Consider the following 17429-nt stretch of genomic DNA (forward strand, 5'->3'; position numbering starts at 1 on the left):
GAATTATCTACAAACACGCCTGCTGCGCCTTCTCTAGTTACACCAGCAGCGCGTTCACGCGCTTCACGTAGGCCGCCGGGTCGTCGGGCAGGCCGCCTTCGGCCAGCAGCGCCTGGTCGAACAGGATGTGCGCCAGATCGTGGAAATGTACGCTGCCATCGAGCTGCTTGACCAGCGGATGCTCGGGGTTCACTTCGAGCACGGGCTTGGAATCCGGCGCGCTCTGGCCTGCCTGCTTCAGGAGGCGGGCGAGCTGCGTGCTCATGCCGCCGTCCTGCACCACCAGGCAGGCGGGCGAGTCGACCAGGCGCGTGGTAACGCGCACGTCCTCGGCCTTGTCTTTGAGGGCTTCTTTCAGCTTGGCGAGCACGGGCTTGAAGGTTTCTGCGGCTTCTTCGGCCGCCTTCTTCTCGGCTTCGTCCTGCAGCTTGCCCAAGTCCACCGCCCCCTTGGCGACGGACTGCAGCGGCGTGCCGTCGAAGTCCTGCAGATAGCCCAGCGCCCACTCGTCCACGCGGTCGGCCATGAGCAGCACCTCGATGCCCTTCTTCTTGAAGACTTCGAGCTGCGGGCTGTTCTTGGCCGCCGCCAGCGTGTCGGCGGTGATGTAGTAGATGGCGTCCTGGCCTTCCTTCATGCGGGCCTTGTAGTCGGCCAGGCCGACACTCGGCGTATCGCTCTGCGTGGAGGCGAAGCGCAGCAGCTTGGCGATGCGCTCGCGGTTGGCGAAGTCCTCGCCCAGGCCCTCTTTCAGCACGGCGCCGAACTCGTTGTAGAACTGCGTGTACTTGCCTTCCTTGGCCTTGTCTTCCTCGCTCACCACGTCGGTCACGCCGTCGGCATCGGTGGCCGATTCATGCTTGTCGTGCTTGGCCAAGTCTTCCAGCATGCCGAGCACGCGTTTGACCGAGCCATCGCGGATCAGCCGCACGTCGCGGCTTTCCTGCAGCAGCTCGCGGCTCACGTTGAGCGGTAGGTCGTTGGAGTCGATCACGCCCTTGACGAAGCGCAGGTAGCTGGGCATCAGCGCCTCGGCGTCGTCCATGATGAACACGCGCTTCACGTAGAGCTTCACACCCGCCTTCTTGTCGCGGTTCCACAGGTCGAACGGCGCCTTGGCGGGGATATACAGGAGCTGCGTGTACTCGGTGTTGCCCTCGACGCGGTTGTGGCTCCAGCTCAAAGGGTTCTCGAAGTCGTGGCTGATCGACTTGTAGAAGTCCTGGTACTGCTCGGGCGTGATGTCCTTCTTGGGGCGCGTCCACAGGGCGCTGGCCTTGTTGACGGTTTCCCACTCGCCGGTCTTGACCATCTCGCCGGGGTCGCCTTCCTTCTCGCCCTCCTTCCATTCCTCTTTTTCCATGAGGATGGGCAGGCTGATGTGGTCGGAATACTTGCCGATGATCTGCTTGAGCTTCCAGGCGTTGAGGTATTCCTCGGCGTCCTCGCGCAGGTGCAGGATCACGCTGGTGCCGCGCGCCGCGCGCTCGATCTGCTCCACGTCGAAGTCGCCCGCGCCGCCGCTCGTCCAGCGCACGCCCTCGCTGGCCGGCAGGCCCGCGCGGCGGCTCTCCACGGTGATCTTGTCGGCCACGATGAAGCCCGAGTAGAAGCCCACGCCGAACTGGCCGATGAGCTGGCCCTGCTCGCTGGCCGTGGCCTTCTGGTCGCCCGTCAGGCGGCTCATGAAGTCCTTGGTGCCGCTCTTGGCGATGGTGCCCAGGTGGTCGATGGCCTCCTGCTGGCTCATGCCGATGCCGTTGTCGGTGATGGTCAGGGTGCGCGCGGCCTTGTCGAAGGCGATGCGCACTTCGAGGTTGGGCTGGTCTTCGTAGAGAGCGCTGTCGTTCAGCGCCTCGAAGCGCAGCTTGTCACAGGCGTCGGAGGCGTTGGAGACCAGCTCGCGCAGGAAGATCTCCTTGTTGGAATACAGCGAGTGCGTGACGAGGTGCAGCAGCTGCGCGACCTCGGCCTGGAAGGAATGGTGTTGCTTGTTGCTCATGCGTGTGCGGGCAAAAACGGAGGGTTGAAACGGATGGCCGGCCGCCTGCGGCCGGTTCGCCGCTGCACTTGGGGGCGCAGCGGCGCGATTCAAGAGCCTGCGATTATTGCCTGCACGGGGCGCCCGCAGGGGACGGCGGTCAGGCCCTGGCCCACGCCTGCCCGACATCCGGGCTCAGCTTGTGCTTCTGGATGCGTTGGCTGGGCGTGAGGTCGAAGCGCTCGATGGCCGCGTAGTAGCGCGGCAGCTGGAACGCGGCCAGCCGGGGCCTGGCCCACTGCACGAGCTCGCTCCAGTCCACCGCCTGGCCCGCGTTGAACTTGACGTACAGGAAGATCTCCTGCTCGCCCACCGCGCCTTTGACGCCCATGGCGGCCGAGGCCTCGATGCACGGGTGTTCGGCGAACACGCGCTCCACCTCCCAGGCCGAGACGTTCTCGCCGCGCACGCGCATGCTGTCCGAGGAGCGGCCGATGAAGTACAGGTCACCGTCGGCGTCCTGGCGCGCCATGTCGCCCGTGTACAGGCGGCCATTGCGCAGCGCCTTGGCCGTGGCCTCGGGATTGTCCAGGTAGCCGGGCAGGAAGGCGCCTTCGAGGTCGCTCTCCAGCACGATCTGACCCGCGGCGCCCACGGGCACGGGCTGGTCGTTCTCGTCCAGCAGCTGCAGGCGGATCCAGGGCAGCGGCTTGCCGATGGAGCCGGGCTTGCCGCTGCCGTTGAGCGTGGCGAAGCTGGAGCATTCGGTCATGCCGTAGCACTCGCGCAGCTCGCAGCCCAGGCGCTCGCGGATGGGCTGCCAATTGCTCGCGGCCACGCCCGCGCCCCAGGCCGTGGGGATGCGCGCGCCGGGCGGAATGCTGCTGGCGGGCATCTGCATGAGGATGTCGAGCACACCGCCCAGGTAGTGCAGATGCGTGGCGCGGCTGTCCTGCCACTGCTGCCAGAACTGGCTGGCCGAGAAGCGGTCCACCACCAGCAACGTGGCCTTGGCGAGGAAGGGCACCAGCAGCATCTGCGCGCCGCCGATATGGCACAGCGGCTCCCACAGGAATGCGCGGTCGCCGTCGCGAATGTTCGCCACGAGCAACGCCGCCTCGGTGGCGATGCGCATCATGCGGTGCGTGAAGACCACGCCCTTGGGCGCGCCCGTGGTGCCCGAGGTGTAGATCAGGCACAGCATGTCGCCGCCCTGGCTGGGCACGTGCTCCAGCGGTCCGGCCGCCGAAAGATCGACCTGCGCCAGGTTGGCGATGGCGACGCCGGGCAGCGGCTGCTCGCGCACCAGCGGCTCGAATTCGCCGTCCACCACCGCCAGCCGGGGCCTGGCGTGCTCGAAGAGGTAGCGCAGGCCCGCGCTGCGCAGCCGCGTATTGATCGGCACCCAGGTCAGGCCCGAGAGCACCAGGGCATAGATCAGCGCGATGTGCTGGACGGAGTTGTTCAGCATGACCGCCACGCGGTCGCCCTGCACCAGCCCCTGGGCGCGCAGCCACTGCTGGAAGGCCGCCACGTCGGCACGCAGCTGCGCGCGCGAAAGCGGCTGGCCCTCGTATTCGATGGGCGCATGCGGGTCGTTCCCCGCCAGGCCGGCGTACAGCAGCGGCGCCACGTCGAGCTGGTCGTTCTCGACGCGCTGGGGAAGGTATGGAGAGCGGGACATTAGCGGCTACCTTTGGTCTTGAGGTACGAAGAGGCGAAGATGATCACGGTGATGAGCAGCACCAGGAAGGTGGAGACCGCCGCCAGCGTGGGCGTGACCGCGAGCTGGATGCTGTCCCACATCTGCTTGGGCAGGGTGGTGTTCACGCCGCCGCTCACGAAGATGGCGATGGTCAGGTCGTCGAACGACACGATGAACGCGAACAGCAGCGCCGAGGTGATGCTGCCGGCCAGCAGCGGCAGCAGCACCGTGCGCAGGCGGCCGAACATCGACGCGCCCAGGATGCGCGCCGCATCGTCCAGCCGCCAGTCGAACTGGCGGAAGCCCGCCGACAGCGTGACCACTACGTAGGGAATGGCGAGGATGGTGTGGCCGATGACCAGGCCCAGGTCGCTGCCCGTCATGCCGAAACTGGCGAACAGATACAGCAGGCCGATGGCCACCACGATGCGCGGCACGATCAGCGGCGCGACGAACAGCGCGAACAGCGGCTTGACCCAGCGCCCCGAGACCTTGGTGAGCGTGTAGGTGGCGCCGAAGCCCAGCACCACAGCCAGCACCGCCGTGGCCGCGCCCACCGCAAGCGAGCGCACCATCGCGGCCTGCCACACGGGCGACTCGATGAACTCGACGAACCAGCGCAGGCTGAAGAGCTGCGGCGGGAACGCCACCACGGCCGTGCGGGTGAAGGCGATGGGGATGACGATCAGGATGGGCAGCACCAGGAAGCCCACGGCCGCCATGCAGTAGCCGGCCAGCACGCCGGCGCGGCGCGCGCGCAGGCTGCCCGCGGCGAACACCTTGTCGAGCACGCCGCCCAGCACGTAGAGCAGCCGCATGGCCCAGCCGGGGCCGCCGGTGTTGCGCTGGCTGGCCTCGCCCGCCAGCGAGGTCAGGCCCACCAGCCGGTCGTACACGTAGAACACCACGATGGAGCACAGCAGGATCACGATCGACAGCGCGCCGGCGAAGCGCATGTCCACCAGCTCCAGCACCGACGAGATGACGAGCTGCGCGATCATGGATTCGCGCGGCGTTCCCAGCAGCGCGGGCACGATGAAGAAGCCCAGGCAGGTGATGAACACCAGCAGCCCGGCCGCCGCCACGCCCGGCAGCGACAGCGGGAAGAACACGGTGAGGAAGTTGGTCGCGCGGCCCGCGCCGAGGATTTCGGCGGCGCTGGAGAGCTGCCGGTTGATGCCCTGCATGGTGGGCATGATGGTGAGCACGGCCAGCGGCAGCATGGCATGCACCATGCCCACCAGCACGCCGAGCAGCGAGGGCGCGAGCGCGCCGCTCTCGCCCGTCAGGCCCAGCGCAGATGCCACCGTGGTGAGCAGGCCGGTGCGCGACAGCAGCAGCATCCAGGCATAGGTCTTGACGAGGTAGCTGGTCCAGAACGGCAGCATGATCCACAGCACCCAGCGCCCGCGCGAGCGCTCGGTCATCATGCCGAGCCAGTACGCCAGCGGGTAGCCCAGCGCCACCGACAGCACGGCGGTGGCCAGCGAGATGCCGAAGGTCGTCCACAGCACCTTGACGTACACGGGGGCCGTGATCAGCCGCTGGAATTGCGAAGCGTCCCAGGTGCCCGTCTCGGTGAAGAACCCGCCCTGCAGGATCTGCAGGACCGGCACCACGAAGAACACCGCCAGGAAGGCGATGGCGGGCAAGGCGGGCGCCCAGAGAACGGCGAGGCGCCTTGCGGCGGAGGCGGGCCGGGCCGGAGCGGAACTGGCGAGCTGCATGGGAATGTCTCCTGGCCGGTTCAGCGGTGCAGCACGCGCGAGCGTGCCAGCTCCCAGCGCAGGCCGACGCGGTCGCCCACGCGGGGCTGGCGCTCGCGGCCGCAGCGGGCGATGAAGGTCTCGGTGTGGCCCGCGCCCTCGGGCAACGCGACGAGCACGCGCACCTCGTTGCCCAGGAACACCACCTCCGAGATCTCGCCCTGCAGCAGCCCCTGCTCGGGCGCGGTCAGCTCCACGGCCTCGGGGCGCACCAGCAGCGAGACGGCCCCTTCGGGCGCGGCCGCGCCCTGCTCCGCCGGCACCGGGATCAGGTGCTGGCCCGCGCGGAACCTGCCGGCCTGCTCCAGCGCGCCCGCCAGCAGGTTGGACTGCCCGATGAAACCCGCGGCGAAGCGCGTGGCCGGCTCGTCGTACAGCTCCACGGGCGTGCCGATCTGCTCGATGCGCGCGTGGTTCATCAGGCAGATGCGGTCGCTCATGGTGAGCGCCTCTTCCTGGTCGTGGGTTACGTAGATGAAAGTGGCGCCCAGCTCCTGGTGCAGCCGGCGGATCTCGAGTTGCATGTGCTCGCGCAGCTTCTTGTCCAGCGCGCCCAGCGGCTCGTCCAGCAGGATGACCGAGGGGCTGTAGGCGAAGCAGCGCGCCAGCGCCACGCGCTGCTGCTGGCCGCCCGACAGCTCCTTGGGGTAGCGGTGGGCGTATTCGCGCATCTTCACCATGTCGAGCGCGTTGTCCACGAGGCGGGCCATGTCCTGCGAGCCGGTTCTGCGCATGCGCAGGCCATAGGCCACGTTGTCGCGCACCGTCATGTGCGGGAACAACGCGTAGCTCTGGAACACCATGCCGATGCCGCGCTGGCCCGGGGGCGCGTAGGTGGCATCCTTGCCGTCGATCAAGAGCTGGCCGCCGGTGGGCGCGACCAGGCCCGCGATCATCATCAAGAGCGTGGTCTTGCCCGAGCCCGAGGGGCCCAGCAGGGTCAGGAACTCACCCGGGCGCACCTGCAGGTCGGTGGGCAGCAGGGCATCGGTTTCGCCGTAGCGCTTGGCCAGGCCGGCGGTCTCCAGCTTGAACATGGTGCCTCGCGTGCGTCAGGAGATGATGAAGTTGTTGAAGCGCTCGGTCACCGCCTGGCGGTTCTTGGCCCACCACTCGGGGCTGGGCAGCGCCATGTTGCGGATGTTGGCCGGGGCGCTGGGCAGGATCTCGGCGCGCTTGGGATCGATGGAGTCGAACGAGCGGCGGTTGGTCGGGCCGTAGGCCAGGTCGGCGGTGATGGCGGCCTGGCGCTTGGCGTCGGCGCAAAAGCGCACGAACTGCTTGGCCAGCTCGGCGCGCGGCGTGCCGCGTGGAATGCCCCAGCCTTCGATGGAATACAGCCCCTGGTCCCAGACGATCTTGACCGGCGCGCCGTTCTCGATCGCGGTCTGCGCGCGGCCGTTCCAGGTGGAGATCATGTCCACGTCGCCGTTCTGGATCGCCTGCATGGCCTGCGCGCCCGAAGTCCACCAGATGCTGATGTGCTTCTTGATCTTCTCCAGGCTCTTGAACGCGCGCTCGATGTCCAGCGGGTAGAGCTTGTCCACGGGCACGCCGTCGGCCATGAGCGCCTGCTCCAGCGTGTCGATGGGGCTGCGGCGCAGGCTGCGGCGGCCGGGGAATTTCTCCACGTTCCAGAAGTCCGCCCAGTTCTTCGGGCCCGCGTCCTTGAACTTGTCGGTGCGGTAGGCCAGCACGGTGGAGTAGATGTCCACGCCGAGCCAGTTGGCGGTGATGGCTTCGGGCATCACGTCCGGGAAATCGGCGGCCTTGAGCCCGATGGGCTCCAACAGGTTCTGCGACTCCAGGTACGGAATGTCGGCCGAGAGCGTGAGCGTGGTCACGTCCCAGATGTAGTTCTTGGACTTGACGATGGCGCTGATCTGGGCGACCGGCTGCGCCTCGCGCGCCACGTTGATCACCTTGATGCCCGTGGCCTTCTCGAACGGGTCGTAGAACGCGCGGCGGTACGCGGCGGTGTAGGGGCCGCCCGGGTCGGACACCACGATCTTCTTGTCCTGCGCCAGGGCCAGCGGGGCCGCGCCGGCCAGCGCCAGGCCGCCGGCGGCCTGCAGCAGTTCACGGCGGCGCATGGGGTTCAGGGGTTTGCTCATGATTCGCTCCAATCGATGCCAGGAAAAAAGGGACGTGCGGGACGGTGTCAGTGCTTTTTGCGCGCCTCGAAGAACTCTTCCATCATGCGTTGCGGCTCGCCGGTGGCGTAGGACTCGGCGTGCAAGCGGATGGCGGCGTCGATGGTTTCGCGGAAGCTGGCCTCCGTCATCTCGCGGAAGCGCTGCTTGTCCAGGCGCATGGCGACAGGCGGCTTGGCGCCCAGCTCGCGAGCGATCTCCAGCGAGCGCGGCAGCACCTGGTCCTCGGGCACCACGTGGTGCAGCACGCCGATGTGCTGGCATTCCTGCGCCTCCATCAGGCGGCCCGTCAGCGTCAGCTCGATGGTGCGCGACATGCCCAGGATCAGGTTCATGATCCACGGCCCCGTCACGCTGGCGATGCCCGAATTGATCTCGGGCTGGCCCATGCGCACACCCGGGTGGCCCACGCGCACGTCGCCCAGCAGCACGGTCTGGAAAGCCGAGCCCGCGGCCGTGCCGTTGAGCGCGAAGACCAGCGGCTTGCCCAGGCTGCGGATCACGTCATAGAAGGTCTCCCAGGTGCGAATCCACACCTTGGAGCCCTCGACGTCGAAGCCGTGCGCCTCCGACAGATCCTGCCCCGCGCAGAAGGCGCGGTTGCCCGCGCCCGTCATGACGATGGCGCGCGTGCCCTCGGCCGCGTCGAAGGCCTTGAGCGCCTGCATGATTTCCTCGCGCATCGCCCCTGTCCAGGCGTTGAGCTTTTCCGGCCGGTTGAGGCGGATCAGCCCGACCACGTCGTGCTGTTCCACTTCGATGAACTTGAACTGCTGGGACATCTTGCGCACTCCTTTGATAAAAAACTATTGCGATGAAATATAAAAATATTCTTTGCAATGAAATATAGGTGTAAACCCGATGGAGTGCAAGCTGGAGGTCCCCGCGCGCCACGAAGGGCAACGGGGCCATGGAAGGCATTTGCTATTGGATTGCTAGCTGCTCGCGCTTTCTGGATAAGCGCTGGAGGCCGATTTGGCTCGAACAGCGTCGCGCGGGCAACAAAAAAGCCAGGGTGGCGTTGCGCCACCCTGGCTGGAAAGAGAGCGGGCGCCGCGCGGCGCCGCCGGCTACTGGCGGCTGGAGATGGCCCGCCCCGCGGCGATCAGCAGCGAGGAGATCCGCTCCTTGTCCGCCTCGCCCTTCCATTGCGGCCGGGCCACGCCGATGTTGATGGCCCCGACGGCGCGCTTGTCCGAGTTCGTGATCGCCACGCCGATGGCGATGTCGCCCAGGTACATCTCGTCCTCGACGTGGGCATAGCCCAGCTCGCGGATGGTGTCCAGGCGCGCCAGGATCTGGCCGCGCTCGGTGACCGTGTGGCGCGTGTACTTGACCAGCTCCGAGCGGTCCAGGATGTCCTCGGCCTCCTCGGGCGGCAGCGCCGCCAGCATCGCCAGCCCCGACGAGGTGCAGTACGCCGGCAGGCGCGTGCCCACGATGAGCTCGGGCGAGAGCACGTAGCGGCTCACGATGCGCTGCAGGTAGACGATCTGCGTGCCGTCGAGGATGCTGAGGTTCACCGCCGCCTCCGTCTCCATCGCCAGGTGCTGCAGGAACGGCATGGCCTGGCTCACCAGGTCGTTGGCGGAGATGTACTGGTGCCCGAAGTCCAGCATGCGCGGCGACAGCTCGTACAGCTTGGTGTTCGCATCCTTGCGCAGCAGGTTCAGGGCCACCAGCGTATAGGTGAAGCGCTGGACGGTGCTCATGTCCATGCCCGAATGCGCGGCGATCTGCGTGAGCGTGAGCTGCTTGCGCTGCGGCCCGAACGCCGCCATGACCTGCAGCGCCTTCTCCACCGAATTCACGTAGAGCGTCGACTCCCTGGCATCGGCCAGGACGGCGCCGCCCTCTGCGGCTGGCGCCGCTTTTCTGGACACGGTACGGGGGATTTCCGGGGTACAGCGCTCATGGCAGACATCAATTATTTTAATAAGATATTTTATTATCTCATTCAAATAACACAAGAGCCATATCCAGCGTGCAGGCGCCGGGAATACTTGCGCTGCAGCTATCTTACCGGCACCGCCTTACAGTTCCGCCCATGACCTCTTCCAGCACCCAACGCACCCGGCAGGCCCTGGCCGCCATCGAAGCGGCCGGCGACGAAGGCCGCCGCATCTTCACCCGCGTCTATGTCGACGCCGCGCTGCAGGCCGCCGAGGCGGCCGACGCCCGCGCCGCCCGGGGCATCGCCCTGGGCCCGCTGGACGGGCGCATCGTCTCCGTCAAGGACCTGTTCGACGTGGCCGGCGAGCCCACCACGGCGGGTTCCGCCCTGCTGCGCAGCGCCCCGCCGGCGGAGCAGGATGCCCTGGCCGTGCGGCGCCTGCGCGCCGCGGGCGCGGTGGTCATCGGCAAGACCAACATGACCGAGTTCGCGTTCTCCGGCATCGGCATCAATCCGCACTACGGCACGCCGGGCAACGCACGCGACGGCGCGCGCATTCCCGGCGGGTCGTCCTGCGGCGCGGGCGTGAGCGTGGCGCGCGGCATGGCCGAGATCGCCATCGGCTCGGACACGGGCGGCTCCATCCGCATCCCCGCCGCGCTCAACGGCGTCACGGGCTTCAAGCCCACGCAGGCGCGCGTGCCGCGCACGGGCGCCTACCCTCTGTCGTTCACGCTGGACACCGTGGGCCCGCTGGCCGCGAGCGTGCAGGACTGCGCGCAGGCCGATGCCGTGCTCTCGGGCTGCGAATGGACGCCGCTGCCCGCGCGCAGCGTGGGCGGGCTGCGCCTGGGCGTGCCACGCGGCCTGCTGTTCGCGCAGACCGAAGACACCGTGCAGCAGGCCTTCGACTCCGCGCTGTCCGCCATCTCGGCCGCCGGCGCCCGTGTGCGCGACATGGCGCTGGACGAGTGGCTGGGCGCGCCCGCGCAGGTGCAGGAGCGCGGCACGATCACCGCCGCCGAGGCCGCGCACATCCACCGTGCGGTGCTGGCGCAGGCGCCCGAGGCCATCGACCCGCTGGTGCTGGGCCGCATCCGCGGCGGCGAAGCCATTGCCGCCGCGCACTACGTGGGCATGCTGCAGGCCCGCGCCGCGCTGCTTCCGGCGCTGGACGCGCAGTTGGAGGACGTGGACGCCCTCGTCCTGCCCACCGTGCCCTTCGTCGCACCCGCCATCGAGGCGCTGCGCGACGACGCCGCGTTCATCCGGACCAACCTGCTGGCGCTGCGCAACCCCTCGGTGTTCAACTTCTACGACCTGCCCGCGCTGTCGCTGCCGATCGCGCAGCCTGCCGGCGCCCTGCCCGCAGGGCTGATGGTCGTGGGCCGGCGCGGGCGCGACCGCGACCTGCTGGCCATCGGCGCGGCGCTGCAGGGACTGCCAGCATTGGCCGCCTGACCGCCTGACCGCCATCCATCAAAAAGAGGAGCTGCTCGCGCTTGTCGCTATGGGGGTTCAGATCGAAATGGATCTGAAATCCTTGGCTGGCAGGCGCAGGCAGCTCTCTTTTTTGATATTTCGTAGTACCACCAAAACACTACTGCAGTTTTTCGACCACCAGAACACAATCGATTCTGATTTGCAACAACAATTCGCACCGTCTTCAACGGAGCGAATATGCAAGAGATCCAACACAGCCTCCCTCCGGCGAAGCTGACCCGCGTGGCTTGGGCCGCCGGGTTGTGCTTTGCCGCCACTACTGCCTTCGCGCAGCAAAACGCCACGCTGGGCACGGTGACGGTGACCGACACGGCCGACCTGCCCGTCAAGGTGGACCAGGCGCCCTCCTCCAAATTCACCGCGCCGCTGCTCGATACGCCCAAGACGGTGCAGGTCATCAACGAGGAGGTGATCCGCCAGACCGGCTCCACCAGCCTGACCGAGGCGCTGCGCACCACGCCCGGCATCACCTTCGGCGCGGGCGAGGGCGGCAACCCCGTGGGCGACCGGCCCTTCCTGCGCGGCAGCGACTCGCAGAGCAGCCTGTTCGTGGACGGCATGCGCGACATCGGCGCGCGTTCTCGCGAGGTGTTCAACATCGAGGCCATCGAGGTCGTCAAGGGCTCCGACTCGGCCTACGCGGGCCGCGGCGGCGCGGGCGGCAGCATCAACATGCAGACCAAGCGCGCGAAGAACGAGAACTTCATCAGCGGCGACGTGGGCCTGGGCACCGACAGCTACAAGCGCGCCACGGTCGACCTGAACCGCAAGCTGGGCGACACCGTGGGCTTTCGCCTGAACGCGATGGCGCACGACGCCGACGTGCCCGGCCGCAACGGCCCGGACAACCAGCGCTGGGGCATCGCGCCCACGGTGACCTTCGGCATGGGGACGGCCACCGAGATCACGCTGGCCTACGAGCACATGACCAGCGACGACATGCCCGACACCGGCGTGCCGTACGCGATGGGCAACGTGAGCGGGCTGACCTCGCCCACCTTCGTCAAGCCCACCTACGGCGGCAACCGCGACAACTGGTACGGCCTGAAGGCGCGCGACTTCCGCAAGGAAAAGAGCGACATGTTCACCGCCGCCATCGAGCACAAGTTCAGCGACACCAACAAGATCCGCAACGCCACGCGCTGGAGCAAGGGCACGCAGGACTATGTCTGGACGCAGCCCGACGACAGCCAGAGCAACGTGGCGGGCGGCAAGGTGTGGCGCCGCATGAATTCGCGCTACGCCGAGAACAAGACGCTGCAGAACCTGACCGAGTTCACCGGCCAGGCCTTCAGCGGCGACGTGAAGCACCAGTTCGCCGTGGGCCTGGAACTCTCGCGCGAGGAGTCCGACCTCGACAGCTACAAGATGGTCGGCGCCGACGGCAAGGACATCGCCAACACCAACCAGTGCGTGACGGGCCTGTCGCCCTACATGTGCACGAGCCTGTACAGCCCCAACGGCAACGACCCGTGGACGGGCCACATGGTGCGCAACAACGCCGTCACGCAATACAAGGCGAACACCGCCGCGCTGTACGCCTTCGACACGATCACGCTGACGCCGCAGTGGCTCGTCAACGCCGGCCTGCGCTACGACCACTACCGCACCAAGCAGTGGAACGCGACCAGCGCCTACGAGTACGACGACAACCTGCTCAACTACCAGCTCGGCGTGGTCTACAAGCTGCAGCCCAACGCGAGCCTGTACGCCAGCATGGGCACCTCGTCCAAGCCCGGCGGCGGCGCCGTGGGCCAGGGTAGCGAGGACCAGGCCATCAGCGTCATCAACGCCGATGCGCTCAAGCCCGAGAAGACCCGCTCCTTCGAGCTGGGCACGAAGTGGGACGTGATGGACCGGCAGCTGTCGCTGACGGCCGCCCTCTTCCGCAACGAGACCACCAACGCCCGCATCACCGACGCCCTCGGCCAGGTGCTGATGGCCGGCGAGAAGGTCGTCAACGGCCTGGAGCTGGGCTTCGCCGGCCGCGTAACCAAGCTGTGGGACGTGTTCGGCGGCTACACCTACATGGACAGCGAACAGAAGAACGCCGGCACCTCCTGCCCCCGCGGCGGCGGCGCCTGCACGCCCAGCGCGGCCAACGGCCAGGCCTTCCCCAACACGCCCAAGCACAGCTTCAGCCTGTGGACGAGCTACAAGGTCACGCCCCAGCTCACCCTCGGCGTGGGCGCCTTCGGCCAGAGCGAGGTGGTGGGCGGCTATTCGTTCAGCAGCAACCGCTCGCTCATCCGCAAGGGCACGCCCGGCTATGTGCGCTACGACGCCATGGCCAGCTACGCCTTCAACAGGAACCTGTCGCTGCAGGTCAACCTGTACAACCTGACCGACAAGGTCTACTACAACACCGCCTACGCGGCCCACTACGCGGGCATGGGTGCGGGCCGCTCGGCGGTCGCGTCGCTCAAGTTCACGTATTGATCTGACCGCGATCAAACTCCAAGGGTGACCAAGCCCCGCCGCAGGCCCTGCGGCGGGGCTTCGTTCTGATACCTTCCCCATTTTTCGTGCCAGGAAACCCATGCTGCTGCGCATCCCCGCCCTGCTCACCCGCGACGAAGTGCGCGCCTGCCGCCAGGCGATGGAGCAGGCCGAATGGCAGGACGGCCGCGCCACCGCCGGCCACCTGGCCGCCGGCGTCAAGGCCAACCTGCAATTGCCCATCGACAGCCCGCTGGCCGCGCAGCTGGGCGACCTGATCCTCGACAAGCTCGGCGCCAGCCCGCTCTTCATGGCCGCAGCGCTGCCGCTCAAGGTGCTGCCGCCGCGCTTCAACCGCTACGAGGGCGGCGGCACCTACGGCAACCACATCGACAACGCCTTCTTCACCATTCCCGGCACGGCCATCAAGGTGCGCACGGACGTATCGACCACCGTGTTCTTCAGCGACCCCGATGAATACGAGGGCGGCGAGCTGATCGTGGAGGACACCTATGGCCAGCAGAGCGTGAAGCTGCCCGCGGGCGACGCCATCGTCTACCCCGGCACCAGCCTGCACCGCGTCAACCCGGTCACGCGCGGCACGCGCGGCACGCGCTTCGCGTCATTCTTCTGGACACACAGCCTGGTGGCCTCGGCCGAGCAGCGCCGGCTGCTGTTCGACCTGGACCAGCAGATCCAGCAACTCACCGCGCGCCACCCGGGCGACTTGGCGCTGGCCGCGCTCTCGGGCACATACCACAACCTGCTGCGCATGTGGTCGCAGGCATGAAAAATGAAACACCCCCTGAGTCGCTTCGCGCCTTCCCCTCTCTTCGCGCTGCGCGCTACGGGAGGGGGACGCCACCAGCGCGGCGGGACGGCCCTTGCGCGGCGGCCCGCGCATGGGGCGCGCCAGTTTCATGCGATGCAGGCAGCACGCAGCGCTATGGATAACTGAGATGACAACCGATTCACCCAGTCTCAATATTCATGGAGCGCCCGTGCGCCCGGCGCACACGCGCATTCCCGCCGACATCGGCTGTGCGCTGGACTACGAACGCCACGCCGCGCACCACATCGAGGCCATGGCCTGGCGCCACATCCAAGGCGGCGCCGACCAGAACCTGACGCTGGCCCACAACCGCGCCGCGCTCGACGCGCTGCGCCTGCTGCCGCGCCCGCTGGCCAGCCTGCGCGGCGGGCACACGCGGCTCACGCTGCTGGGGCAGGCGTTCGAGCACCCGCTGCTGCTCGCGCCCGTGGCCTACCAGGGCCTCGCGCACCCCGAGGGCGAAATTGCCAGCGTGCGCGCTGCGATGGCGCTGCGCGCGGGCTACATCGCCAGCACGCTCTCCAGCCACACGCTGGAAGACATCGCCGCCGCCGCCCAGGCCGCCGCGCACGAGCTGGGGCACGGCGCGCCGCTCTGGTTCCAGCTCTATTCCCAGCCCGCGCGCGAGCACACGCTGACCCTGCTGCGCCGCGCCGAGGCCGTGGGCTACCAGGCCATCGTGTGGACGGTGGATGCATCCATCAAGCGCTCCGGCTTCGCGCTGCCGCCGGGCGTGGAGGCCGCCAACCTGCGCGGCTACCCGGCCGTGCAGCACACGCCGCAGGCCATCGGCGGCGCCGTGCTGCTGGGCACACCGCTGGCCGACGCGGCGCCCGCGCTCGAAGACCTGGAATGGCTGCGCGCGCAGACGCGCCTGCCGCTCATCGTGAAAGGCGTGCTCTCCCCCGCGTGGCTGCCGAGGCCGTGGCGCGCGGCGCGGATGCGCTCGTCGTCTCCAACCACGGCGGGCGCGTGATGGACGGCGTGCCCGCGCCCATCGAGGTGCTGCCCGCCATCCGCGCCGCCGTGCCCGCCGCGCCGCTGCTGCTCGACAGCGGCATCCGCTGGGGCACCGACGCGGCCAAGGCCCTGGCCCTGGGCGCGAGCGCCGTGCTTATCGGCCGCCCGCAGCTGCACGCCCTGGCCGTGGCCGGCGTACAGGGCGTGGCCCATCTGCTGCTGACGCTGCGCTCCGAGCTGGAGCTGGCCCTGGCGCAACTGGGCTGTGCGCGGCTGGAGCAGCTCACGCCCGAGGCGATGTGGGACGGTCCTTCAAAAAGTGAGCTGGTCGCGCTTGTCAGATAAGGGTTTCAGCATCATTGACCCCTGAAGCACTCCTCAATCAAGCGCAACAAGCTATCGAAAAAGAAGCTACACCCTCGGCCCCGACTCCCGCCACCAGCACCGCAGGATGTACGCCACGGGCGGCACCATCAGCACCGCGCAGAACGCGCCGAACCACCGCCCCTGCGGCAGCACGGGCGCGGCCAGCGCCTCCAGGTGGCGCGCCCAGGCGGACGTGGGCGCGGCCAGTGCCAGGTATTCGGCCAGCGCGCCCAGCATCATCTGGATGGCCAGCAGCGACAGCAGCGCCGCCGACAGCCGGAACGCCGCCAGCATGCCCACACGCGTGCCCAGCCCGCGCCACGCGACGGCCAGGCAGGCCGCGCCCGCCAGGCCCAGCACGGCACCTTCCAGCACGCCCGCGCCGTCCGTGCGCAGCCACAGCCCGCGCAGGAACAGGCCCGCCTCCAGCGTCTCGCGCAGGCTGGCCACGCAGCTGAACGCCAGCAGCCACAGCGGTGCGGAGGGACGTTCGAGCCATTTCTCCACCAGCGCCTGCACGTGCGCGCGGATCGCCCCCTGGGCCGCCAGCAAGGTGCTCACCAGCACCAGCACGCCCAGGGCCAGCACGAACGTCAGGCCCGCAGCCCAGCGCGGGTCGATGTGCGCGGAAACCAGCCAGAGCGTGAATCCCGCTCCCGCCGCGCAGCCCGCCACAGCGCCTGCGGCCACCCAGGGCAGCCAGCGCGCGCCCTGCGCCGAGCGCAGGCTGGCGACGAGCGCGCCCAGGATCAGGAGCAGCTCCGCCGACTCGCGAAGCACCACGGAAAACGCATCGAACACGGCAGGAAGAAGAGGCAGGGCTGCAAAGCGCCTGATTGTCATTCAAAGACCTACTGCTGCGCCCGCGGCATCCGTGCGACACTGGCGCCTTTACCGCGCCTTTGCTTCACACACCGGCACCACCCCGACCTTCATGAACGACAAGGATCTTCTGTCCATCATCGATCGCGCCGTCGATGAGTTCAACGGCGACCTCGACGAGCTGGAAAGCGCCATCGGCATGCTGATCCTGGGCCGGCACTACGGCTGGCGCGTGATGCTGCTCATCCACAGCCCCACCACCGTGCGCAAGTACCTCAAGACGCTGGGCCTCAAGAGCCTGCGCGACGTGCTGCCCGAAGTAGGCGTGCTGGCCCACCGCTCCAACGCCTGGCGGCTGGTGGATGGCACCAAGAACTTCTGGAAGGTGGTGCGCGGCCAGATCAGCGGCGTGCGCACCGCGCGCGTGGACAAGACCCCGGCCGACTGACCCGCGCAGGCGGCGCGGGCGCATTCGCGCGACCCGATGAGTAGCATTTGACAATACTATTCACCCACTCATAATCCGGGCATGAGTCAGCGTCATCCGTCCGCCGCGCCCACCCCACCCTCGCCCCTGCAGCCCCAAGACCCGCTCATGGAGCAGTCCCGCGTGCTGGAGCGCCTGAACGCTGCGAACCTGCGCCCCACCATGGCCCGCATCAGCGTGTACCAGGCCATCGCCACCATGGGCAGCCAGGGCGTCACCGCCCACGACGCCTTTCAGATCGTGATCCAGCGCGGCACCCGCATCTCGTTCAGCAGCATCTCGCGCATCATGCGCGAGATGTGCGAGCAAGACCTGCTCTCGATGACGCTCAACCGCAGCGGCACGGCGGTGTTCTTCCTGCGCAGCAACTCGGCGGCCAGCAAGGAAATCCGATTCGAATGCGCCAGCACCGGCCGCTGCGCCGTGGTCGAGAACGCCGACCTGCACGCGCGCCTGCTGGCGGCGGCGCGGCAGTCGGGGCTGGAACTCGACGGCCAGTGCGTGGTGGTGCGCGGGTAGCC

Annotated in this window: 13 protein-coding genes and 1 pseudogene; 6 read left to right on the forward strand and 8 right to left on the reverse strand. The window is 68.2% G+C overall.

Features of this window, described 5'->3' with window-relative positions:
• Window positions 1–37 precede the first annotated feature (37 nt).
• The 7 genes from htpG to AAG689_RS19095 all read right to left on the reverse strand — a co-directional run bounded on the left by htpG (window position 38) and on the right by AAG689_RS19095 (window position 9488).
• Entirely contained in the window at window positions 38–2002 is a 1965-nt protein-coding gene (htpG, locus tag AAG689_RS19065; protein WP_406623325.1) for a molecular chaperone HtpG, read from the reverse strand.
• 139 nt (window positions 2003–2141) lie between these two features.
• A complete protein-coding gene (locus AAG689_RS19070) occupies window positions 2142–3665 on the reverse strand; it encodes an AMP-binding protein (RefSeq protein WP_406623326.1) in 1524 nt (507 codons plus the stop codon).
• Window positions 3665–5413 carry an ABC transporter permease subunit gene (locus AAG689_RS19075; protein WP_406623327.1) on the reverse strand — a complete coding sequence of 583 codons (1749 nt, stop codon included), beginning with the start codon at window positions 5411–5413 and terminating at the stop codon, window positions 3665–3667. The genes AAG689_RS19070 and AAG689_RS19075 overlap by 1 nt, the downstream gene beginning before the upstream one ends.
• 20 nt (window positions 5414–5433) lie before the next feature.
• The gene (locus tag AAG689_RS19080; RefSeq protein ID WP_406623328.1) at window positions 5434–6489 is read right to left on the reverse strand and encodes an ABC transporter ATP-binding protein; all 1056 of its coding nucleotides are present in this window, start codon (window positions 6487–6489) and stop codon (window positions 5434–5436) included.
• A 15-nt stretch (window positions 6490–6504) separates the two neighbouring features.
• Window positions 6505–7566: an ABC transporter substrate-binding protein gene (locus AAG689_RS19085; RefSeq protein WP_024001532.1), complete on the reverse strand. Its 1062-nt coding sequence runs from the start codon at window positions 7564–7566 to the stop codon at window positions 6505–6507.
• 47 nt (window positions 7567–7613) lie between these two features.
• A complete protein-coding gene (locus tag AAG689_RS19090) occupies window positions 7614–8387 on the reverse strand; it encodes an enoyl-CoA hydratase/isomerase family protein (RefSeq protein ID WP_406623329.1) in 774 nt (257 codons plus the stop codon).
• A gap of 288 nt (window positions 8388–8675) precedes the next feature.
• A complete protein-coding gene (locus AAG689_RS19095; protein WP_020228872.1) occupies window positions 8676–9488 on the reverse strand; it encodes an IclR family transcriptional regulator in 813 nt (270 codons plus the stop codon).
• 164 nt (window positions 9489–9652) lie between these two features.
• On the opposite strand from AAG689_RS19095, the gene AAG689_RS19100 reads away from it, so the two are divergent.
• The 4 genes and pseudogenes from AAG689_RS19100 (at window position 9653) to AAG689_RS19115 (ending at window position 15578) form a co-directional block, all read left to right on the forward strand.
• On the forward strand, window positions 9653–10960 hold the full coding sequence (locus AAG689_RS19100; RefSeq protein WP_406623330.1) for an amidase: 1308 nt from the start codon (window positions 9653–9655) through the stop codon (window positions 10958–10960).
• 219 nt (window positions 10961–11179) lie between these two features.
• The gene (locus AAG689_RS19105; protein ID WP_406623331.1) at window positions 11180–13441 is read left to right on the forward strand and encodes a TonB-dependent receptor; all 2262 of its coding nucleotides are present in this window, start codon (window positions 11180–11182) and stop codon (window positions 13439–13441) included.
• A gap of 100 nt (window positions 13442–13541) precedes the next feature.
• A complete protein-coding gene (locus AAG689_RS19110) occupies window positions 13542–14231 on the forward strand; it encodes a Fe2+-dependent dioxygenase (RefSeq protein ID WP_406623332.1) in 690 nt (229 codons plus the stop codon).
• 169 nt (window positions 14232–14400) lie between these two features.
• Window positions 14401–15578: pseudogene (locus AAG689_RS19115) on the forward strand (alpha-hydroxy acid oxidase).
• A 66-nt stretch (window positions 15579–15644) separates the two neighbouring features.
• Here the strand turns inward: AAG689_RS19115 and AAG689_RS19120 are convergent.
• A complete protein-coding gene (locus AAG689_RS19120; protein ID WP_406623333.1) occupies window positions 15645–16442 on the reverse strand; it encodes a hypothetical protein in 798 nt (265 codons plus the stop codon).
• A gap of 91 nt (window positions 16443–16533) precedes the next feature.
• Here AAG689_RS19120 and AAG689_RS19125 point away from each other — a divergent pair, with 91 nt between their 5' ends.
• Both AAG689_RS19125 and AAG689_RS19130 read left to right on the forward strand, forming a co-directional pair.
• Window positions 16534–16869, forward strand: coding sequence for a hypothetical protein (locus tag AAG689_RS19125; RefSeq protein ID WP_020228866.1), 336 nt, complete (start codon window positions 16534–16536; stop codon window positions 16867–16869).
• An 81-nt stretch (window positions 16870–16950) separates the two neighbouring features.
• On the forward strand, window positions 16951–17427 hold the full coding sequence (locus tag AAG689_RS19130; RefSeq protein ID WP_406623334.1) for a transcriptional repressor: 477 nt from the start codon (window positions 16951–16953) through the stop codon (window positions 17425–17427).
• The last annotated feature ends 2 nt before the right edge of the window (window positions 17428–17429 follow it).

The sequence above is a fragment of the Acidovorax sp. SDU_ACID1 genome, assembly GCF_045291395.1.
Classification (GTDB): Bacteria; Pseudomonadota; Gammaproteobacteria; order Burkholderiales; family Burkholderiaceae_C; genus MR-S7.

Bases quoted from the DNA above. Each gene is read 5' to 3' on its own strand.
- htpG (WP_406623325.1), bottom strand. From the start codon at position 2,002: ATGAGCAACAAGCAACACCATTCCTTCCAGGCCGAGGTCGCGCAGCTG.
- AAG689_RS19070 (WP_406623326.1), bottom strand. From the start codon at position 3,665: ATGTCCCGCTCTCCATACCTTCCCCAGCGCGTCGAGAACGACCAGCTC.
- AAG689_RS19075 (WP_406623327.1), bottom strand. From the start codon at position 5,413: ATGCAGCTCGCCAGTTCCGCTCCGGCCCGGCCCGCCTCCGCCGCAAGG.
- AAG689_RS19080 (WP_406623328.1), bottom strand. From the start codon at position 6,489: ATGTTCAAGCTGGAGACCGCCGGCCTGGCCAAGCGCTACGGCGAAACC.
- AAG689_RS19085 (WP_024001532.1), bottom strand. From the start codon at position 7,566: ATGAGCAAACCCCTGAACCCCATGCGCCGCCGTGAACTGCTGCAGGCC.
- AAG689_RS19090 (WP_406623329.1), bottom strand. From the start codon at position 8,387: ATGTCCCAGCAGTTCAAGTTCATCGAAGTGGAACAGCACGACGTGGTC.
- AAG689_RS19100 (WP_406623330.1), top strand. From the start codon at position 9,653: ATGACCTCTTCCAGCACCCAACGCACCCGGCAGGCCCTGGCCGCCATC.
- AAG689_RS19105 (WP_406623331.1), top strand. From the start codon at position 11,180: ATGCAAGAGATCCAACACAGCCTCCCTCCGGCGAAGCTGACCCGCGTG.
- AAG689_RS19110 (WP_406623332.1), top strand. From the start codon at position 13,542: ATGCTGCTGCGCATCCCCGCCCTGCTCACCCGCGACGAAGTGCGCGCC.
- AAG689_RS19120 (WP_406623333.1), bottom strand. From the start codon at position 16,442: ATGACAATCAGGCGCTTTGCAGCCCTGCCTCTTCTTCCTGCCGTGTTC.
- AAG689_RS19125 (WP_020228866.1), top strand. From the start codon at position 16,534: ATGAACGACAAGGATCTTCTGTCCATCATCGATCGCGCCGTCGATGAG.
- AAG689_RS19130 (WP_406623334.1), top strand. From the start codon at position 16,951: ATGAGTCAGCGTCATCCGTCCGCCGCGCCCACCCCACCCTCGCCCCTG.